Genomic DNA, 15,404 nt, shown 5'->3' on the forward strand with positions numbered 1-15,404 from the left:
CAAGTCGTTGACGCAAAGGGTCTCAGGACCCTCTGACAAAAACGCCTCAGCGGGTCTCGGGACGGATGACCTTGGTCCGCAGGATGGACTCGTTGAGCCGGAGCTGACGGTCCAGCTCGGCCACGGCCTCGGGCGTCGCCTGCAGGTCGACGACCGCGTAGATACCCTCAGCCTTCTTGTTGATCTCGAACGAGAGCCGGCGACGGCCCCACACGTCGAGCTTCTCCACCGAGCCACCCGCGGTCCTGATCACGTTCAGGTACTGGTCGAGCGACGGGGCCACGGTGCGCTCCTCGAGCGAAGGGTCGAGGATCACCATGAGTTCGTAATGACGCAAGACATTCACCTCCTGTGGGCTATGCGGCCACGGTCTCTCCGTGGCAGGAGGTCTTGTGTCGAACGCAGAAGAAAGCCGTGGGAGAGACGACGCCCACGGCGGAAAGTCTGCGAACCGAGCCAGCATACCCAGGCTGGGCGCTCCAACCCAAAACGAAGACCCCGTCCGTGGACGGGGTCCTCGTGCCGCAGAGCCGCGGGGCGCCCGGTCCGGTTCGTTGGGTGGGACCTGGGGAGGAACGACCACACCGATGAGGTGGACGCGGTCGCCCCGCGGAGCCTTACGAACAGAAGCTTACGCCACATTTGCCCTTGATGCACGTTGCGACACGATTGCCCGAATAGCGGCGATCAGCACGCCCAGCGTGCACACCGTCGCGATCACCCCGAGCAGCCCGATCGGCCGGCCGGTCCGGATCGGCTGGATCGCGGCGACCGGCTCCGCCGCCGGGGTGGTCACACGGTCCGGGTCCGCCGCGGGAGCCTCCCCGGGGGTCGCCCGGACCGGGTCAGCGGCGGGCGGGCCGGCCGCCGGGACCCGGTCGGCGGCGGGCAGCGGGTCGCGGGCCGCGGGCGGCGTCACCACGCTCCTCGGGACCCCGGCCTGCGACGTACGCGGGATCCGCTCCCTGCTCTTCGCCGCGGCGGCCGGCGCCCCGGCGATGGCCGCACCGGCGGGTGTCCGCGCCCGCACCGTCCGGCGCTCGCCGGCCGCCCGCCGCTGGCCCGAAGCGCCCGCGCCCGCCGCGTGCCGCATCGGCCGGGAGCGCGGCGCCCCGGTCGCCGGCGCGGCCGGACCGGCGACCGGCGCGGCCGCCGCCGGATCGGACATGACCGACGGGCGCGAGGCGGAGTCGGAGTCGTCGGACGCCGCGTCCGGGGCGGCCGCCGGGTCCGAGGGCACCGCGGTGACCATCATCGGCACCGGCTCGTCGGACTCCGGGCAGTCCGGGGCGAGCACCACCGGCGTGGTCCCGCGCCGGAACACCACCTCGGCGGCGCCGTCGTCCGGGATGACGCCCCGTGGCGTGCCGCCCAGCTCCAGGCGGGCGTCGTGGCCGGTCCGGTTGATCACGTGCAGCGTGCTCTCGGCGGGTACCGTCACGCTCTCCACGCTGGGCTGCGACCCGCAGGCGACGCCGAGCGCGCCGCCGCCGAAGGTCACCCGGCGGTCGGCCGGCCCGAGCGGTTCGGCGCTGGCCGTCCCGTCGCCGAGCAGCGGCACACCGAAGAGCACACCGCTGGCCAGCACAGCCGCCATCCGGTATCGGAACTGCCGCGACATGCACCAACTCCCCAGTTCACCGCCGGTCCGACGGACATCCGGTCAAACATGATCGGTCGGGTCAACGAGGCGTGGCGGAGGCCGGTGACGCTCGGCAGAAACTGTCGGACCCGCGTCGTAGGCTCGTGCCATGCGCATCGGAGCCCACGTCGATCCCGCCGACCCGCTGGCCGAGGCCGCCGCACGCGGCGCCGAGGCGGTGCAGTTCTTCCTCACCGACCCGCAGAAGTACAACAGCCCCCCACCGCGCGAGGACGCGGAGCGGCTGCGGGCCTCGAGCGTGGATGTCTACATCCACGCGCCGTACATCGTGAATGTCGCCTCGCCCAACAACCGGATCCGTATCCCCAGCCGCAAGCTGCTCATGGCGCACGCCAGGGCCGCGGCCGAGCTCGGCGCCAAGGGCCTGATCGTGCACGGCGGGCACGTCGGCGCGGGCGCCGACCTCGCCGCCGGATTCGCCAACTGGCGCAAGGCGTTCGAGTACGCCGAGAGCGAGGGCGGCATGCCGCTCCCGATCCTGATCGAGAACACCGCCGGCGGGGACAACGCGTGCGCCCGGCGCTTCGACGACCTGGCCCGCCTGTGGGACGCGGTCGGCTCCTTCGGCGCGGGTTTCTGCCTGGACACCTGTCACGCGTTCGCCGGCGGGGAGGATCTGACCGGCGTCGTCGACCGGGTCAAGGCGATCACCGGACGGATCGACCTGATCCACGCGAACGACTCCAAGGGCGGATTCGACTCGGGCCAGGACCGGCACGACAACCTGGGTAATGGGAAGATCGATCCCGAGTTGGTGGTCGCCGCCATCCGCGCCTCCGGAGCCCCGGCCATTGTGGAGACTCCCGGCGGGGTGAAAGGTCAGAGTGCCGACATCGCCCTGCTGCGGGAGCGGTCGGGCGCCTGACGCACGGGTCCGGGGAGGGTCAGTGACCGAGCAGCCGCAACCGCTCTCGACCGAGTCCGCTGCCGGTGGCATGGAGGGGCCGGGGCGCCGGGAGCCCCGGCGCGGGCGGCTGTTCGGGCTGTTGCGGTCCAGGGCCCGCAAGTCACCGGACAATCGGGACGGTGCCGGGGATTCCGCCGGGGCGCGGCACGACACCGTTGTCGCGCCCGCGGTCGCCGCCGACCCGGTGGATGCCGGAAAGCCCGCGGTCACCCGGGATCTGAGGGCCGAGGAAGACCTCGCGGTGGCCGGGAAGCCCACAACCGATCAGGAGCCCACTGTCGCCGCACGGCCGGCGGCCGCTGGGGAACCCGGGGCCGACGCGAAACCGACGACCGCTGAACCTCGGCCCGGCACGAAGCCCGGGGCCGCTGGAAAACCCGGGGCCGACGCGAAACCGACGACCGCTGAACCTCGGCGCGGCACGAAGCCCGGGGCCTCTGCAGAACCCACGGCCGCAGGGAGACTCACGGCTGTTGAAGCGACCGCGGTCGCCGGCACTGCCGGGAAGGCGGAGAAGCGGCAGCGCAGAGGGCTGCCGGACACCCGGCCACCGGGCGCGCCGCCGGACCCCTGGACCGCCTTCGCGACGACACCGGAGAAGCCGGCCGGCCGGATCCGCCGCGGGCTGCGGGCGTCCGGCCGCGGACTCATCCACGAGTACGCCGTGACGATCTACGTCGCCACGCTGCTCGCGGTCGCGCTGACCTGGCCCACGCTGCGTTACCCGATGCACACCCTGCCGCAGGACCTCGGTGACCCGTCCCGCCAGGCGTGGCAGGTGTCCTGGCTCGGCCACGTCCTGCGTACCAACCCGGTCAAACTGTGGCAGTCGAACGCCTACTTCCCGGCCAGGGACAGCTTCGCGTTCGGTGACAGCCTGCTCGGCTACGCGCCGTTCGGCCTGGTCGGCGACGGGCCGGGCGCCGCGATCCTGCGCTACAACATCCTGTTCGTCCTGGCCCATGCCCTGCTGCTGGTCGGCGCCTACGCCCTGGTCCGCCAGCTCGGCGCCCGGCCCATCGGCGCCGCGGTGGCGGCGGCCGCTTTCGCGTACGCGCCCTGGCGCCTCGCCCAGGAGGGACACCTCGACATCGTCTCGGCCGGGGCGATCCCGCTCGCACTGGCGATGCTGGCCCGAGGCCACGGCTGGTCGATGCGGCACGGCTTCCGCCCGGCCCGACGGCACGCCGGCTGGGCCACGCTCGGCTGGCTGGTCGCGACGTGGCAGCTCAGTCTCGGCTTCTCGCTCGGTCTTCCGTTCGCCTACGTGCTCGGCGGCATCGTGCTGTTCCTGCTGGTGGCGGTACCGGTCAAACGTCTCCGGGAGCGACGCCGGGCGAAGCGGAACCGGGCAGCGCAGCCCGCGGTGCCCTCCGGGACGGAGGCGCTCAGCAAAGAGGCGGTGGACCCGGAATCACCGAGCGGGCTCGACCCGGCGAGAGCGGAGTCCGCGCCCGGCGCGGGAAGGACAGCCAAGGGCACGGGAGAAGCCGCCCAGGGCACGACGGAAGCCGCCAAAGGCACCGGACAAGCAGCCCAGGACACGACGGAAGCCGCCAAAGGCACCGGACAAGCAGACCGGCCGGAGCCGCCCAAGACGGAGGCGGCCCGGGCCCGGGAGCGGGCGGCCAGGCTGGAAGAGCCTAGCCGGACCGAAGCGGTGCACGGCAGCTCGGGCCGCATCGAGCCGGTCACGCCCCAGCCGGGTACGGCCGTGACGCCCGGCGAACACGGCAGCCGTACCGAGGCGGCCGAGGCCGGCATGGCCGGGCGGCCGGACAACACCGACCCGGCCGGCACCAAAGCAGCCGGGGACGCGCCGGGCAGGCGGCAGCCGGCGTGGCGGGCGCCGTGGCGCAGGAGGCCGCAGCGTAGCGGACCGCGTGAGTCGGCGAACGCCGTGCTCGGCTGGCGGCTGCTGCTCGCCGACATCCTCGGTGTGCTGTTCCTCGCCGGTGTCGGCGCACTCATCGCCGTGCCGTACCTGCGGGTGCCGGACTCCGCCACCCGCACCACCGAGATCGAATTCTTCTCACCGCCGTTGCGCAGCCTGCTGATCGGTCCCGCGGAATCGCGGATCTGGGGCGCCGCGCACGCCACCCCGCGCGCCTCCCTGGGCTGGGCTGCCGAGATGTCGCTGCTGCCCGGGTTCATGCTCTACGCCCTGGCCCTGGCCGGCCTGCTGTTCTCGATCTGGCGGTGGCGTCAGCGGCTGTTCCTGACGCTGGCGCTGGCGGTCTCGGTGATCCTCACTCTGGGCACCACCTTCTTCGACGGCCGCTGGACGTACCTGCCGCTCTTCGGGCACCTGCCGGCCTCGTTCGATCTGCGTATCCCCGGCCGGTTGGTGCTCTGGACGACACTGTTGCTGGCGATCCTGGCGGCCGGGGCGGTGGACGAGTTCGTCCGCCGTGCCGAGCAGCTCGCCGCCCAGCGCACCCCGCCGTGGCCGGGTCCGTGGATGCGGATCGCCATGCTCGTACCGCTGCTGTTGGTGATCCTGGAAGGCTGGAACGCGACCGCGCATCCGGTGGTGCCGGCTCAGCCCGCCGCGATGCGGACCGTGGGCGGTCCGATGCTGGTGCTGCCCACCGGCAATCTCGAGGACCAGGGCGTGCAGCTGTGGACCACGTCGCGCTATCAGCAGGTGGCCAACGGCGGCGGGAACGTCGGTGCGGTCCGGCAGGGCGAGATGCGCGCCCGGGTCGCGTCGTTCCCGGATCCGGCGAGCATCCAGTATCTGCGCGAGCTCGGGGTGAACACGGTTCTGCTGATCCGTTCCGAGGTGACGGGCACCGTCTGGGAGCAGGCCGGTGACCTGCCGGTGGAGTGGCTCGGCATCCGCCGCGAGGACCTGCCCGACGCGGTGGTGTTCCGCCTCAACTGAGCTCGCCCCCGGTTCCGGCGCGCCGCCGCGCGCCGGGCCCGCCGGAACCGGGCGGTCCGGCACCGAGCGGGTCCGACACGAGCCGGTCCGACACCGGGCGGTCCAGCACCGAGCCGGTCCGACACGAGCCGGTCCGACACCGGCCGGTCCACCACCGAGCCGACCCGACACCGGGCGGTCCACCACCGGGCCGGCCGGCACCGAGCCGGCCCGACACCGGGCGGTCCAACACCGAGCCGGTCCGGCAGTGGCGCCCGCGGGCGGGTCCGCGCACCGGTGGCCCGGTGCGCGGGGTGGGTCAGGAGGTGCGCGCCGGAGGTGCCTCCGCCGGGGCTTCGGCCGGCTCCGGCCTGATGAAGCCGAGGTGCCGCCGCAGGTTCTCCACCCACTGCACGTCCCGGCCCGCCAGCGGCCCGGCGTCCGGGTCGGTGCCGTAGGTCTGCCGGACCACGTCCAGCTCCGGCTTCCAGATCTCCCGGATCACCAGGCCGCACAGCACCGCGACGGTGATCAGCCGCAGGCTGGAGGCCAGCACGAAGGTGCCCTCCGGAATGACCGGCTTGCCGCCCGCGCCGATCAGCTCGGCGTAGAAGGCGGCGAAGTAGCCGATCTCGGCGACCGTCCAGGCCAGGACCGCGCCCCACTTCGGCCGGGCCAGCACGATCAGCGGGAGCAGCCAGAGCACGTACTGCTGCGACCAGACCTTGCTGAAGATCAGGAAGAACGCGACGACCAGGAACGCCAGCTGGGCCAGGCGGGGCGGCTGCGGCGCCAGCAGGCCGAGGATCATCAGTACGGCGCAGGCCAGCCCGAACAGCGCGTAGCTCACCCAGTTCAGCGTGGGGATGTGGTCGCCGAGCCACTGGAACGGGCCCTGGTCACCGGCCGAGCCGCCGGCCCACTTGCCGTCCAGGTACCGGCCGATGTACCAGAACGTCCCCCAGTCGATCGGCCGCTCCGAGTTGAGCCGGAAGAAGCGCAGCCACGAATCGTGGTACCAGAACCACACCGGGAAGTTGACCACGCCCCACGTGATCACGGCGCCGAGCGTGGCGTGCACCCATGGCGCGAGCTTCCCGCGGCGCAGCGCGAGCACCAGCAGCGGGCCGAGGATGAACACCGGCCAGAGTTTGGCGGCGGCCCCCAGACCGAGGAACACCCCGGCCCAGGCGGGCCGGTCCCGGACCCACAGGAGGAGACCGATCGCGGCCAGTCCGATTGCCAGGAAGTCCCAGTTGACCGTCGCGGTGACCAGCAGGATCGGGGAGAGCGCGAAGATCGCCGCGTCCCAGGGCCGTCGTCGGCGCAGCGCCAGCAGCACCGCCGCGGTGGCGACCGCGAACAGCGACAGCACCAGCGCGTTGACGTTGTAGAACCAGCTGCCCTGGTTGATGTCCGGGTTCCGGGTGGTGCCGTACCAGTGCACCGGCAAGCCGAGCGCCCCCATGAAATAGCCGGTGACGACCGGGTACTCCACCTGGTGATCGACGTAGGGCACCGCGCCGTCGCTGAGGCCCTCGGCGTAGTAGAGGGCGAGGACGTCGGTGTAGCAGAACCGGGTGTACTGGATGTTCTTCTGCCAGTCGCCGCTCATGCAGGGCGACTTCTGCACCCAGGAGAGCGCCAGGATCAGACAGGTGAGGGCCAGCACGAATCGCGGGGCGGTCCAGAACCGGTTCGGCCGGGCGTCCGGGCGCGTCGCGTGCGAGCCGAGCGGCCCGCCGATGAATTGCGACAGACCCCGCACGAAGCCGTCCGAGGTCGCGCTCGAGACGTCAGGCCGGTCGGTGGACGGTTGCGCGCTCATGCCTTGGCATCATGCCCTAAGGAACGGTTCCGGTTGAAGCAACCCGCTTCTCGATCCGGTCGCGTCAGCGCGGACCCGGGCCGGCGGGATTGCCCGGTTGCCGAGGGCGTCCGCACATTCGCCGGCATCGCTGGGTCCCGCCGTGGCACGCGAGGTCATCCAGCGCCGTTTGCCATCCGGTTCAGCTTGGCGCGGAACTCGCCCGAGCCGCTCGTGCACAACGCCCATCCCCGGTGGTCGTGCGCGACGCCCCGGGTGCAGTCGCCCGGAGCGTCCGTGGCGGGCGCGGAGGCGATCCCGACCATTCCCACCGTCATCATGACCGCGGCCATTGCGCCGTGGATACGCTTCCTGTTCAGGAATACCCCTCCCCGTTTCGCGGTCACGTCACCCGGAAAGGTTCGAGTGGAGACGTCAGCGGCTCACCGGGAACGCCGGACAGCCGCAGGCACATCCCCGAACTGATCACGCTGCCGCCAACTCGCGCAATGGAATAGGAAGCAGTACGGCCCCAGCACGAGCCGAGATGCGTCACCGCTCCCGCGGCTGATTTCCCTGTCCGCACCCTGCCGCACAGTGCCGGTCACACATCGGCGCCGTCCGGCGCTCTCCGGGGAGCACCTCGAATCGGGCCACGATCCGGTGCAGGGCTGCGACGGTCACCGAGGTGGCACCCGGTAGGGGAACTGCGGCAGACCGGTCGCCGGGACACCCGGGAAACAATCCTGGCGTCCCGCCCCAGCGACCCGGTGGACACGGATCCGACAACCGCGCGCGATCTCCAGGCTCGACCGGAATCGCCATAGAAAAACGGCGCCCACCTCGTCGAGGTGGGCGCCGCGGAAGCCGGAACGGCCTCAATCGTCGTCGTCGTTGTTTCTTCCGCCGCCGCCGGTGTTGTTGTTACCGGTGTTGTTGTCGCCGAACGGATTGTTGTTGTTGCCCGGATTGTTGTTGTTACCGGGATTGTTGTCGTTGCCGCCGTTGTTGTTGCCGCCGTTGTCCTGGTTCTGGCAGATGAAGTCCAGCACGGAGTCACAGACCTGGCTGTTGTCCTGGACCGGTTGTTCCTGCACCACCGGTGCCACGCCGTTACCGAGCGAGGGATCGCCGCCCTCGGTCCGCGGCGGGAATTTCTCCTGGTCCCAGTTCTTCTTCTCGGTCACCGTGTCGATGAACCGCTTCCAGATCTCGGCCGGGGTGTTGGAGCCGAACATCTTCTTGCCACTCGCCTCGGTCAGCGGAACCCGCTTGTCCTTGCCACCGACCCAGACGGTCGCGGCCAGCTGCGGGATACCGCCGACGAACCAGGCGTCACCGTTGCTGGAGCTGCCGTCGCCGAGCTCCCAGGAACCACTCTTGGCCACCGCGTCCCGGCCGTTGCGCAGCGTGTGCTTGGCGTGCTCGGGAATCTTCTGCAGGACCCCGCTCAGGTCGGACATCTGAGCCGCGTCGAAGACCCGGGTGCCCTCCTTGGTGATGGTCTTCAGGGTGCTCAGCTTGCCGGTGGTCGGGTCGACCATCTTGAGCGACTTGATGAAGTGCGTCTGGTGCCGGACGCCCTGGGCGACGATGGTCGCGACGCCGGTGGCGTGGTCCAACGGCACGATGCGGTACTGACCCATGCCGACCTCGGGGTCGAACTTGCTCTTCCAGGTCGACTCGCTGCTGTTGTTCAGGTCGATGCGCTCGCCGTTCGGGTGACCGTCCGTACGGTCGGTCCACATGTAGTTGATGCCGGCCGCCTTGGCCGCGGCGATGACCTTGTCCTCGCCGAGCTGGGAGGCGATCCAGTAGAACGGGAAGTTGTACGACTTGACCGTGGACTGCTCCAGGTCACAGTGCGAGATGGCGCCACCGCACGTGTCCTCGGGGTCCTGGCCGGCGTTGCTGATCTTCTTGCCGCCGGGTCGCTTCAGTTCGCCGTTCCAGATGGTCTTGAACGAGTAGTTGGCCTTCAGCGCCGCGGCCAGCGTGTAGATCTTGAACGACGAGGCCGGCGACTGGCCACCACCGACCACCTGCACGCCCTTGCCGTCGCCGTCCATGTAACCGGCGTAGTCGACACCGACCGGGTCGTCGCCGCCGTAGTAGCCGAGGACCTCACCGTTGCTCGGGTCGAGCCCGATCACCGCGGCCTGGTACGTCTTCGGCCGCCCGTGCAGCGGCGAATCCTCGCTCTTGCGGGAGCCGGCCGCCTCGGCAGCCTTCTGCACGATCGGGTCGATCGTGGTGGTGATCGTCAGACCACCCTTCTTCTCCTGCTCCTCGCTGATGCCGAGCTGGCGCAGTTCGTACTTGATGTGCCGCAGGATCATGGCGACCGGCTTGCCGTCCGCACACGTCTTGCACGTGGAGCTGGAGCTGACCGGCAGCGGCTTGGGGTACACCCGCTTGTCCCAGACCTCCTGCGAGATCGAGCCCATCTCCAGCATGTTCTTCAGGGTGTATTCCCACCGCTGGATGGTCGTCACCGGCGGGTTCGCGGCCGGGGCGTAACCCGGATGCGAGGCGGTCGCGTACGGCTGCTTGATGATCGAGGCGATCGCCGCCGCCTGGTACGCGTTGATCTCCTTGAACTTGCCGGAGCCACCCTTTTTCACGCTGACGCCGAAGTAACCCTGAGCCGCCGCCTCCACGCCGTAGCGGCCCTGACCGAGGCTGATGTAGTTCAGGTAGAGACCCATGATCTGGTCTTTGCTGTACTTCGACTCCAGCTTGCGGGCGATCACCGCCTCGCGCAGCTTACGGCTGTAGCTGATCTCGTTCAGATCGGCGACGTACCGCGCGTACTGCTGGGTGATCGTCGACGCGCCCTGCTGGTTGCCACCGGTCATGTTGTTCCAGGCGGCGCGGGCGATGCCCTTCATGTCGATGCCGTTGTGGTGGTAGAAGTTCTTGTCCTCGGCCGCGGCCACCGCATCCGCCATGACCTTGGTGACTTCCTGGTAGGGGACGAGGATCCGCCGCTCACCGGTCTTCGCGAGCGTCTGCCCCTTGGCGTTGAGGATCAGGTTCATCTGCGCCTCGGCCTTGGGCGTGGGCAGCTCGACGTCGTCGAAGAAGTAGGTGCCGCCGACGATGCCGGCGCCGACCAGGATGACCAGCACGGCGGCCGCGGCGGTGAGGATGTTCGCGCGGCGGTACTTCTTGTCGGCCTTGGTGCGCGGGCGCTTGCCGGAGCCACCGTCGCCCAGGCCGCCGGAGCCGCCACCGGAGCCCGGCGGGGGCACCGAGGCGCGGCCACCGATCGAGGCGGCGCCCACCGCGGCGGCGCCCACCGAGGCGCGGCCGGGCGTCGCGGAGCCGACCGCGGCGGAACCGACCGAGGCGCGGCCGCCGACCGGCGCCGCGCCGCCCACCGAGGCCCGGCCGCCGACCGGCGCCGCGCCACTGACCGAGGCCCGGCCCGGCGTCGCGGGACCCACCGAGGCCCGGCCGCCGACCGGCGCCGCGCCGCTCACCGAGGCCCGGCCCGGCGTCGCGGAGCCGACCGCGGCGGAGCCGGACGGACGCCGGTAGGCATCCGGAGCGGGCCGGTCCTCGTCGTCGGGTCCGGAAGCAGCGGACGGCCCGGGCACTCGGGCCCGGGCTCGTGCGTTCTGCGGATCGCCGTACGCGTTCATTCCTTCACACCTACCGTTCGCGGTGGCGCGGCCGGACTTCCCGGGAGGGGGTCCCGGAGACCGTGCCACGAGCGGGCGTTTTGGGCTGCGTCGCCGGCAGCCGCCTGTTCGGACGTCTGATTTGACCGATTACGGCGCTGGCTGCCCGAGTCGGTCCTGAACGTGTCCACGTTAACGACATCGATCCGGTTCACCGTCGACCCTCCCCGACGTGTGAAACCGAACCCGTTTTCCACTGGATCGTGGAGTCGTCGTCACCCAGGGCGTCGCGGCCGAGCACGTAGCGCTCGATGAGGTGGTTCCACGAACAGGAGCGGCACACCTCGACGACGAAAACCTGGCACTCACGCAGCGTCATCGCGAGCACCGACAGCTCGGCGAGCTTGTGGGCCTGCCCGGCGGACTGCTTGAGCTCGTCGCCGTAGACGTAATGGACCAGGGTCAGGTTTTCCCGGCGGCAGATGGGGCATCGCTCGTCGGTCGGCTCGCCGTGGAACGTCGCCGCGTTTTTCAGGTACGGCGACGCGTCGCACACCTCGAGCGCACTGACCCGACCGCTCCGCACGTCACGCAGGACCGCCCGCCTCTGAAGCGAGTAGTCCACCACCTGTCGCTGCGTGCGCATGGCGAAGAGAGTACGCGGTCCCCGCTCACACGGCGACCGTCATCACGGAGCGTGGCGTGGCGACCGCGCACCAGGGTCGAGTTGCGCGGTACAACTTCTCGATCTACGGTGACGATGTATCGGGCCGATACATCGGGACATACTCTTGGGGAGGGTCGGGGTGCTGGAACTGGCGATCCTCGGGCTTCTGCAGGAGGCCCCGATGCACGGGTACGAACTCCGCAAGGAGCTGGCCACCAAGCTGGGCACGCTCCGGGCCGCGATCAGTTACGGGACGTTGTACCCCACCCTGAAGCGGTTGAAGCTGGCCGGCTGGATCAGCGAGGCCGAGGCGAACGACAACGAGATTGTTCCCCCGATGACCAGCAAACGGGGCCGCGTTGTCTACAAGATCACGGCCGAGGGCAAGGAGCGCTTCGCCGAGCTGCTCGCCGCCACCGGGCCGGAGACGTACGACGACGCCGGCTTCGGGGTGCACTTCGCCTTCTTCTCCCGCACCGACCAGGCCACCCGGCTGCGCATCCTGGAGGGCCGGCGCCGCCGCATCGAGGAGCGCCGGGAGGGGCTGCGCGAGATCCTCTCCCGCGCCGCCGACCGGCTCGACGCGTACACCCTCGAGCTGCAACGGCACGGCCTGGACGCGTGCGAGCGCGAGGTCCGCTGGCTGGAGGAGCTGATCAGCAACGAGCGGTCCGGTCGTACCCCGGTATTCCGCCACCGCGCCGGCCTGGCCGGCGCGTATCAAAGCCCCGCCGCCGCTTCGCCGGCGCCGGAAATGGACTCCGCGGCCGGACCGGCTGCGGAAACACCCCCGGAACCACCGCGTCCGCACCTGGACCGGCCGTGATGAACAACAAGGAGGCAAACGCGATGGGCTCCGTCCGCGTCGCCATCGTCGGTGTGGGTAACTGCGCCTCGTCCCTCGTGCAGGGCGTGGAGTACTACAAGAACGCCGACCCCAACGACCGCGTCCCGGGTCTCATGCACGTGACCTTCGGCGACTACCACGTCTCGGACGTGAAGTTCGTCGCGGCGTTCGATGTGGACGCCAAGAAGGTCGGCATGGATCTGGCCGAGGCGATCGTCGCCAGCGAGAACAACACCATCAAGCTGACCGATGTGCCGCCGACCGGCGTCACCGTGCAGCGCGGCCCGACCTTCGACGGTCTGGGCACGTACTACCGGGAGATCATCGAGGAGTCCTCGGCCGAGGTCGTCGACGTGGCGCAGGCGCTGCGTGACGCCCAGGTCGACGTGGTCGTCTCCTACCTCCCGGTGGGTTCCGAGGAGGCCGACAAGTTCTACGCGCAGGCCGCGATCGACGCCGGTTGCGCGTTCGTGAACGCCCTGCCGGTCTTCATCGCCTCGGACCCGGTCTGGGCGCAGAAGTTCACCGACGCCGGCCTGCCGATCGTCGGCGACGACATCAAGAGCCAGGTGGGCGCCACGATCGTGCACCGCGCGCTGGCGAAGCTGTTCGAGGACCGCGGTGTCGAGCTGCTGCGTACGTACCAGCTCAACTTCGGCGGCAACATGGACTTCATGAACATGCTGGAGCGCAACCGTCTGGTCTCCAAGAAGATCTCGAAGACCCAGTCGGTGACCTCCCAGATCCCGCACGAGATGGTCAAGAGCGACGTGCACATCGGCCCGTCCGACCACGTGCCGTGGCTCGACGACCGCAAGTGGGCGTACATCCGTCTGGAGGGCCGCTCGTTCGGTGACACCCCGCTGAACGCCGAGCTCAAGCTGGAGGTGTGGGACTCCCCGAACTCGGCCGGTGTGATCATCGACGCGCTGCGCGCCGCGAAGATCGCCAAGGACCGCGGCATCGGTGGCCCGATCCTGTCGGCGTCGTCCTACTTCATGAAGTCCCCGCCGGTGCAGTACAGCGACCACGACGCCCACCAGGCCGTCGAGGCGTTCATCCGTGGCGAGGTCGAGCGCTGACCAGCGTGACCTGAGGGGAGAGGCCGGTCCGTTCGGACCGGCCTCTCCGCGTTCCGGCGCGCCGGCGCCGATCAGTCCGGAAGCGGAACGTCCGCGCCACGGCGATCCCGCTGCCGGGGCACCACGAGCTCCGGCGTCGCGCCCGAGACCCGCCGCGGCGGTACGGCCCCGGCGGCATCCCGCTGCGAGGCCGTGCGCAGCTCCGCGAAGGCACGCCGCAACGTGCCGCGCATCCGGGCCGCCAAGGGCTTCTCCAGCAGCCGGTGCACCAGCCAGGCCAGCCCGAGGATCAGCACGATCGCGCTGAGCACGAGCACCCAGGCGGGCAGCCCGGTCGCCTGGTGCGCGCGCCGCACGAACGCGTACCCGATCCGCTGGTGCAGCAGATAGAACGGATAGGTCAGCGCCCCCGCGGTGGTCAGCCACCGCCACCGGATCCGGTCGGTCCAGCCCAGCGCTACCGCCAGCACCGCCGCGTAGGCCAGCGTGACGATCAGGACGCCCGGCCAGATCGGTACCCGGAAACCGGGGTTGACGTCGGCCACCCGCTCGCTCACCCGCTGGACGCTCACCAGCCAGGCGAACCCGACGATCGCCAGCAGCAGCGGCGACCTGCCGAACCGGTGGATCAGGAACGCCGCCACCCCGGCGATGAAGTACGGCGCGTACTGCGGGATCGCGACCACCTCGACCACCCGGTTGCCGAGCGTCGGGCCGATCACCGCCACCGTCATCCACACCGCGCAGAACACCACCACCCGGCGGTACGTCAGCCCCAGCGCGACGAGCGCCGCGAACAGCAGGTAGAACCGCAGTTCCACGAACAACGTCCAGTACACGGTGTCGACCGAGGCGACCCCGAGCGGCTCCTGCAGCATGGTCAGGTTCACCGCGATCTCCCGCAGGTCCGGCGTGCCGGACACCGGCAGCCCACCCGCGATCGGCACCAGCGTCACCACCGCCGCGGTGATCAGGATGCACACCCAGTACGCCGGGTACAGCCGGCTGACCCGGGACGTGAAGAAGTCCCCGAGGCTGCGGTTCCAGCTGCTCATGCCGATGACGAATCCGCTGATCAGAAAGAACAGCTCGACGCCGAGGAAGCCGTAGATGCTCACGTGCGACAGGTGCGGCAGGAAGTACGCCGGCGGGTTGTGCCCGTCGATCCGCCACGAGACGGTGAGGTGGTAGGACGCCACCGCGAGCGCGGCGATCAACCGCAGCGCGTCGAGCGCGGCGAGCCGGACCGGCCGGCGCGGCCCCCCGGGCGGCGACATCCGCGCCGCCGGGCCCGTCGGCCGGGTGCCGTCCGTAGGGACGGACGTCTCTCGCGTCTCGTTCGCCGCAGCTGGGATCATCGGGCGGAGGATAGTCGCTGCCCACGACCCGCCGGCGCCCGCACGAGCCGATGGCACGATGCCGGGACCCGCGGCGGCTGCCGGGAACCGCTGCTCAGGCGCCCCAGGCCCGGGTCAGCGACACCCGTGCCTCCAGTTCCAGGAGCTGACGTTTGCGCTCCAGCCCGCCCCCGAAGCCGACCATCCGGCCGCCCGCCCCGACCACCCGGTGACAGGGCACGATCACCGGCACCGGGTTGCGGTTGCAGGCCGTGCCGACGGCACGCGCGGCGCCCGGGTCGCCCAGGGCGGTCGCGATCGCGCCGTAGGTGACCATCTCGCCGTACGGGATCCGGGCGATCTCGGCCCACACCGACCGCTCGAAATCCGACCCGCCGGGCATCCGCACCGGCACGGTGAACTCGGTCAGCTCCCCGGCGAAGTAGGCCGCCAGCTGCGCCGCGGCCGGATGGGTGGCGCGGCGGCCGGCGGCCGCGCCGAAGCGCACCCCGACCACGGCGTCGCCCTCGACGGTGACGCCGAGCGGCCCGATCGGTGACTCGACGACGAACATCCGCCCATTGTCCCGCGCGGGTCCGACA

Annotated in this window: 11 protein-coding genes; 4 read left to right on the forward strand and 7 right to left on the reverse strand. The window is 70.7% G+C overall.

All coding sequences use genetic code 11. The features are described 5' to 3' along the window. Positions 1 to 46 precede the first annotated feature (46 nt). Both rpsF and ACTEI_RS36455 read right to left on the reverse strand, forming a co-directional pair. Complete coding sequence (rpsF, locus tag ACTEI_RS36450) at positions 47 to 337, reverse strand: 30S ribosomal protein S6 (protein WP_014448192.1); 291 nt, start codon at positions 335 to 337, stop codon at positions 47 to 49. A 294-nt stretch (positions 338 to 631) separates the two neighbouring features. Beyond that, positions 632 to 1,621: a hypothetical protein gene (locus ACTEI_RS36455; RefSeq protein ID WP_122981797.1), complete on the reverse strand. Its 990-nt coding sequence runs from the start codon at positions 1,619 to 1,621 to the stop codon at positions 632 to 634. Positions 1,622 to 1,751: 130 nt separating this feature from the next. Here ACTEI_RS36455 and ACTEI_RS36460 point away from each other — a divergent pair, with 130 nt between their 5' ends. Then, positions 1,752 to 2,528, forward strand: coding sequence for a deoxyribonuclease IV (locus ACTEI_RS36460; protein ID WP_122981798.1), 777 nt, complete (start codon positions 1,752 to 1,754; stop codon positions 2,526 to 2,528). Positions 2,529 to 3,234: 706 nt separating this feature from the next. After that, positions 3,235 to 5,457 carry a hypothetical protein gene (locus tag ACTEI_RS39510; protein ID WP_372443212.1) on the forward strand — a complete coding sequence of 741 codons (2,223 nt, stop codon included), beginning with the start codon at positions 3,235 to 3,237 and terminating at the stop codon, positions 5,455 to 5,457. Between the two features lie 298 nt (positions 5,458 to 5,755). On the opposite strand, the gene ACTEI_RS36475 is transcribed toward ACTEI_RS39510, so the two are convergent. From ACTEI_RS36475 to ACTEI_RS36485, 3 genes are all read right to left on the reverse strand, one after another. After that, positions 5,756 to 7,264 carry a glycosyltransferase family 87 protein gene (locus ACTEI_RS36475; protein WP_122981799.1) on the reverse strand — a complete coding sequence of 503 codons (1,509 nt, stop codon included), beginning with the start codon at positions 7,262 to 7,264 and terminating at the stop codon, positions 5,756 to 5,758. Positions 7,265 to 8,121: 857 nt separating this feature from the next. Continuing rightward, a complete protein-coding gene (locus ACTEI_RS36480; protein ID WP_122981800.1) occupies positions 8,122 to 10,890 on the reverse strand; it encodes a transglycosylase domain-containing protein in 2,769 nt (922 codons plus the stop codon). A gap of 190 nt (positions 10,891 to 11,080) precedes the next feature. Beyond that, positions 11,081 to 11,515, reverse strand: coding sequence for a DUF5318 domain-containing protein (locus ACTEI_RS36485; RefSeq protein ID WP_122981801.1), 435 nt, complete (start codon positions 11,513 to 11,515; stop codon positions 11,081 to 11,083). 160 nt (positions 11,516 to 11,675) lie between these two features. On the opposite strand from ACTEI_RS36485, the gene ACTEI_RS36490 reads away from it, so the two are divergent. Then, positions 11,676 to 12,362 carry a PadR family transcriptional regulator gene (locus ACTEI_RS36490; RefSeq protein ID WP_122981802.1) on the forward strand — a complete coding sequence of 229 codons (687 nt, stop codon included), beginning with the start codon at positions 11,676 to 11,678 and terminating at the stop codon, positions 12,360 to 12,362. 23 nt (positions 12,363 to 12,385) lie between these two features. After that, entirely contained in the window at positions 12,386 to 13,465 is a 1,080-nt protein-coding gene (locus ACTEI_RS36495) for an inositol-3-phosphate synthase (protein WP_122982638.1), read from the forward strand. 71 nt (positions 13,466 to 13,536) lie between these two features. Here ACTEI_RS36495 and ACTEI_RS36500 read toward each other — a convergent pair whose 3' ends face one another. Then, a complete protein-coding gene (locus tag ACTEI_RS36500; protein ID WP_187645871.1) occupies positions 13,537 to 14,823 on the reverse strand; it encodes an acyltransferase family protein in 1,287 nt (428 codons plus the stop codon). A gap of 94 nt (positions 14,824 to 14,917) precedes the next feature. After that, entirely contained in the window at positions 14,918 to 15,376 is a 459-nt protein-coding gene (locus ACTEI_RS36505) for a methylated-DNA--[protein]-cysteine S-methyltransferase (RefSeq protein WP_122981804.1), read from the reverse strand. Positions 15,377 to 15,404 lie beyond the last annotated feature (28 nt).

This window comes from Actinoplanes teichomyceticus ATCC 31121, from assembly GCF_003711105.1.
GTDB lineage: Bacteria > Actinomycetota > Actinomycetes > Mycobacteriales > Micromonosporaceae > Actinoplanes > Actinoplanes teichomyceticus.

Bases quoted from the DNA above. Each gene is read 5' to 3' on its own strand.
- ACTEI_RS36455 (WP_122981797.1), bottom strand. From the start codon at position 1,621: ATGTCGCGGCAGTTCCGATACCGGATGGCGGCTGTGCTGGCCAGCGGT.
- ACTEI_RS36495 (WP_122982638.1), top strand. From the start codon at position 12,386: ATGGGCTCCGTCCGCGTCGCCATCGTCGGTGTGGGTAACTGCGCCTCG.
- ACTEI_RS36460 (WP_122981798.1), top strand. From the start codon at position 1,752: ATGCGCATCGGAGCCCACGTCGATCCCGCCGACCCGCTGGCCGAGGCC.
- ACTEI_RS36500 (WP_187645871.1), bottom strand. From the start codon at position 14,823: ATGATCCCAGCTGCGGCGAACGAGACGCGAGAGACGTCCGTCCCTACG.
- ACTEI_RS36480 (WP_122981800.1), bottom strand. From the start codon at position 10,890: ATGAACGCGTACGGCGATCCGCAGAACGCACGAGCCCGGGCCCGAGTG.
- ACTEI_RS36485 (WP_122981801.1), bottom strand. From the start codon at position 11,515: ATGCGCACGCAGCGACAGGTGGTGGACTACTCGCTTCAGAGGCGGGCG.
- ACTEI_RS36475 (WP_122981799.1), bottom strand. From the start codon at position 7,264: ATGAGCGCGCAACCGTCCACCGACCGGCCTGACGTCTCGAGCGCGACC.
- ACTEI_RS36505 (WP_122981804.1), bottom strand. From the start codon at position 15,376: ATGTTCGTCGTCGAGTCACCGATCGGGCCGCTCGGCGTCACCGTCGAG.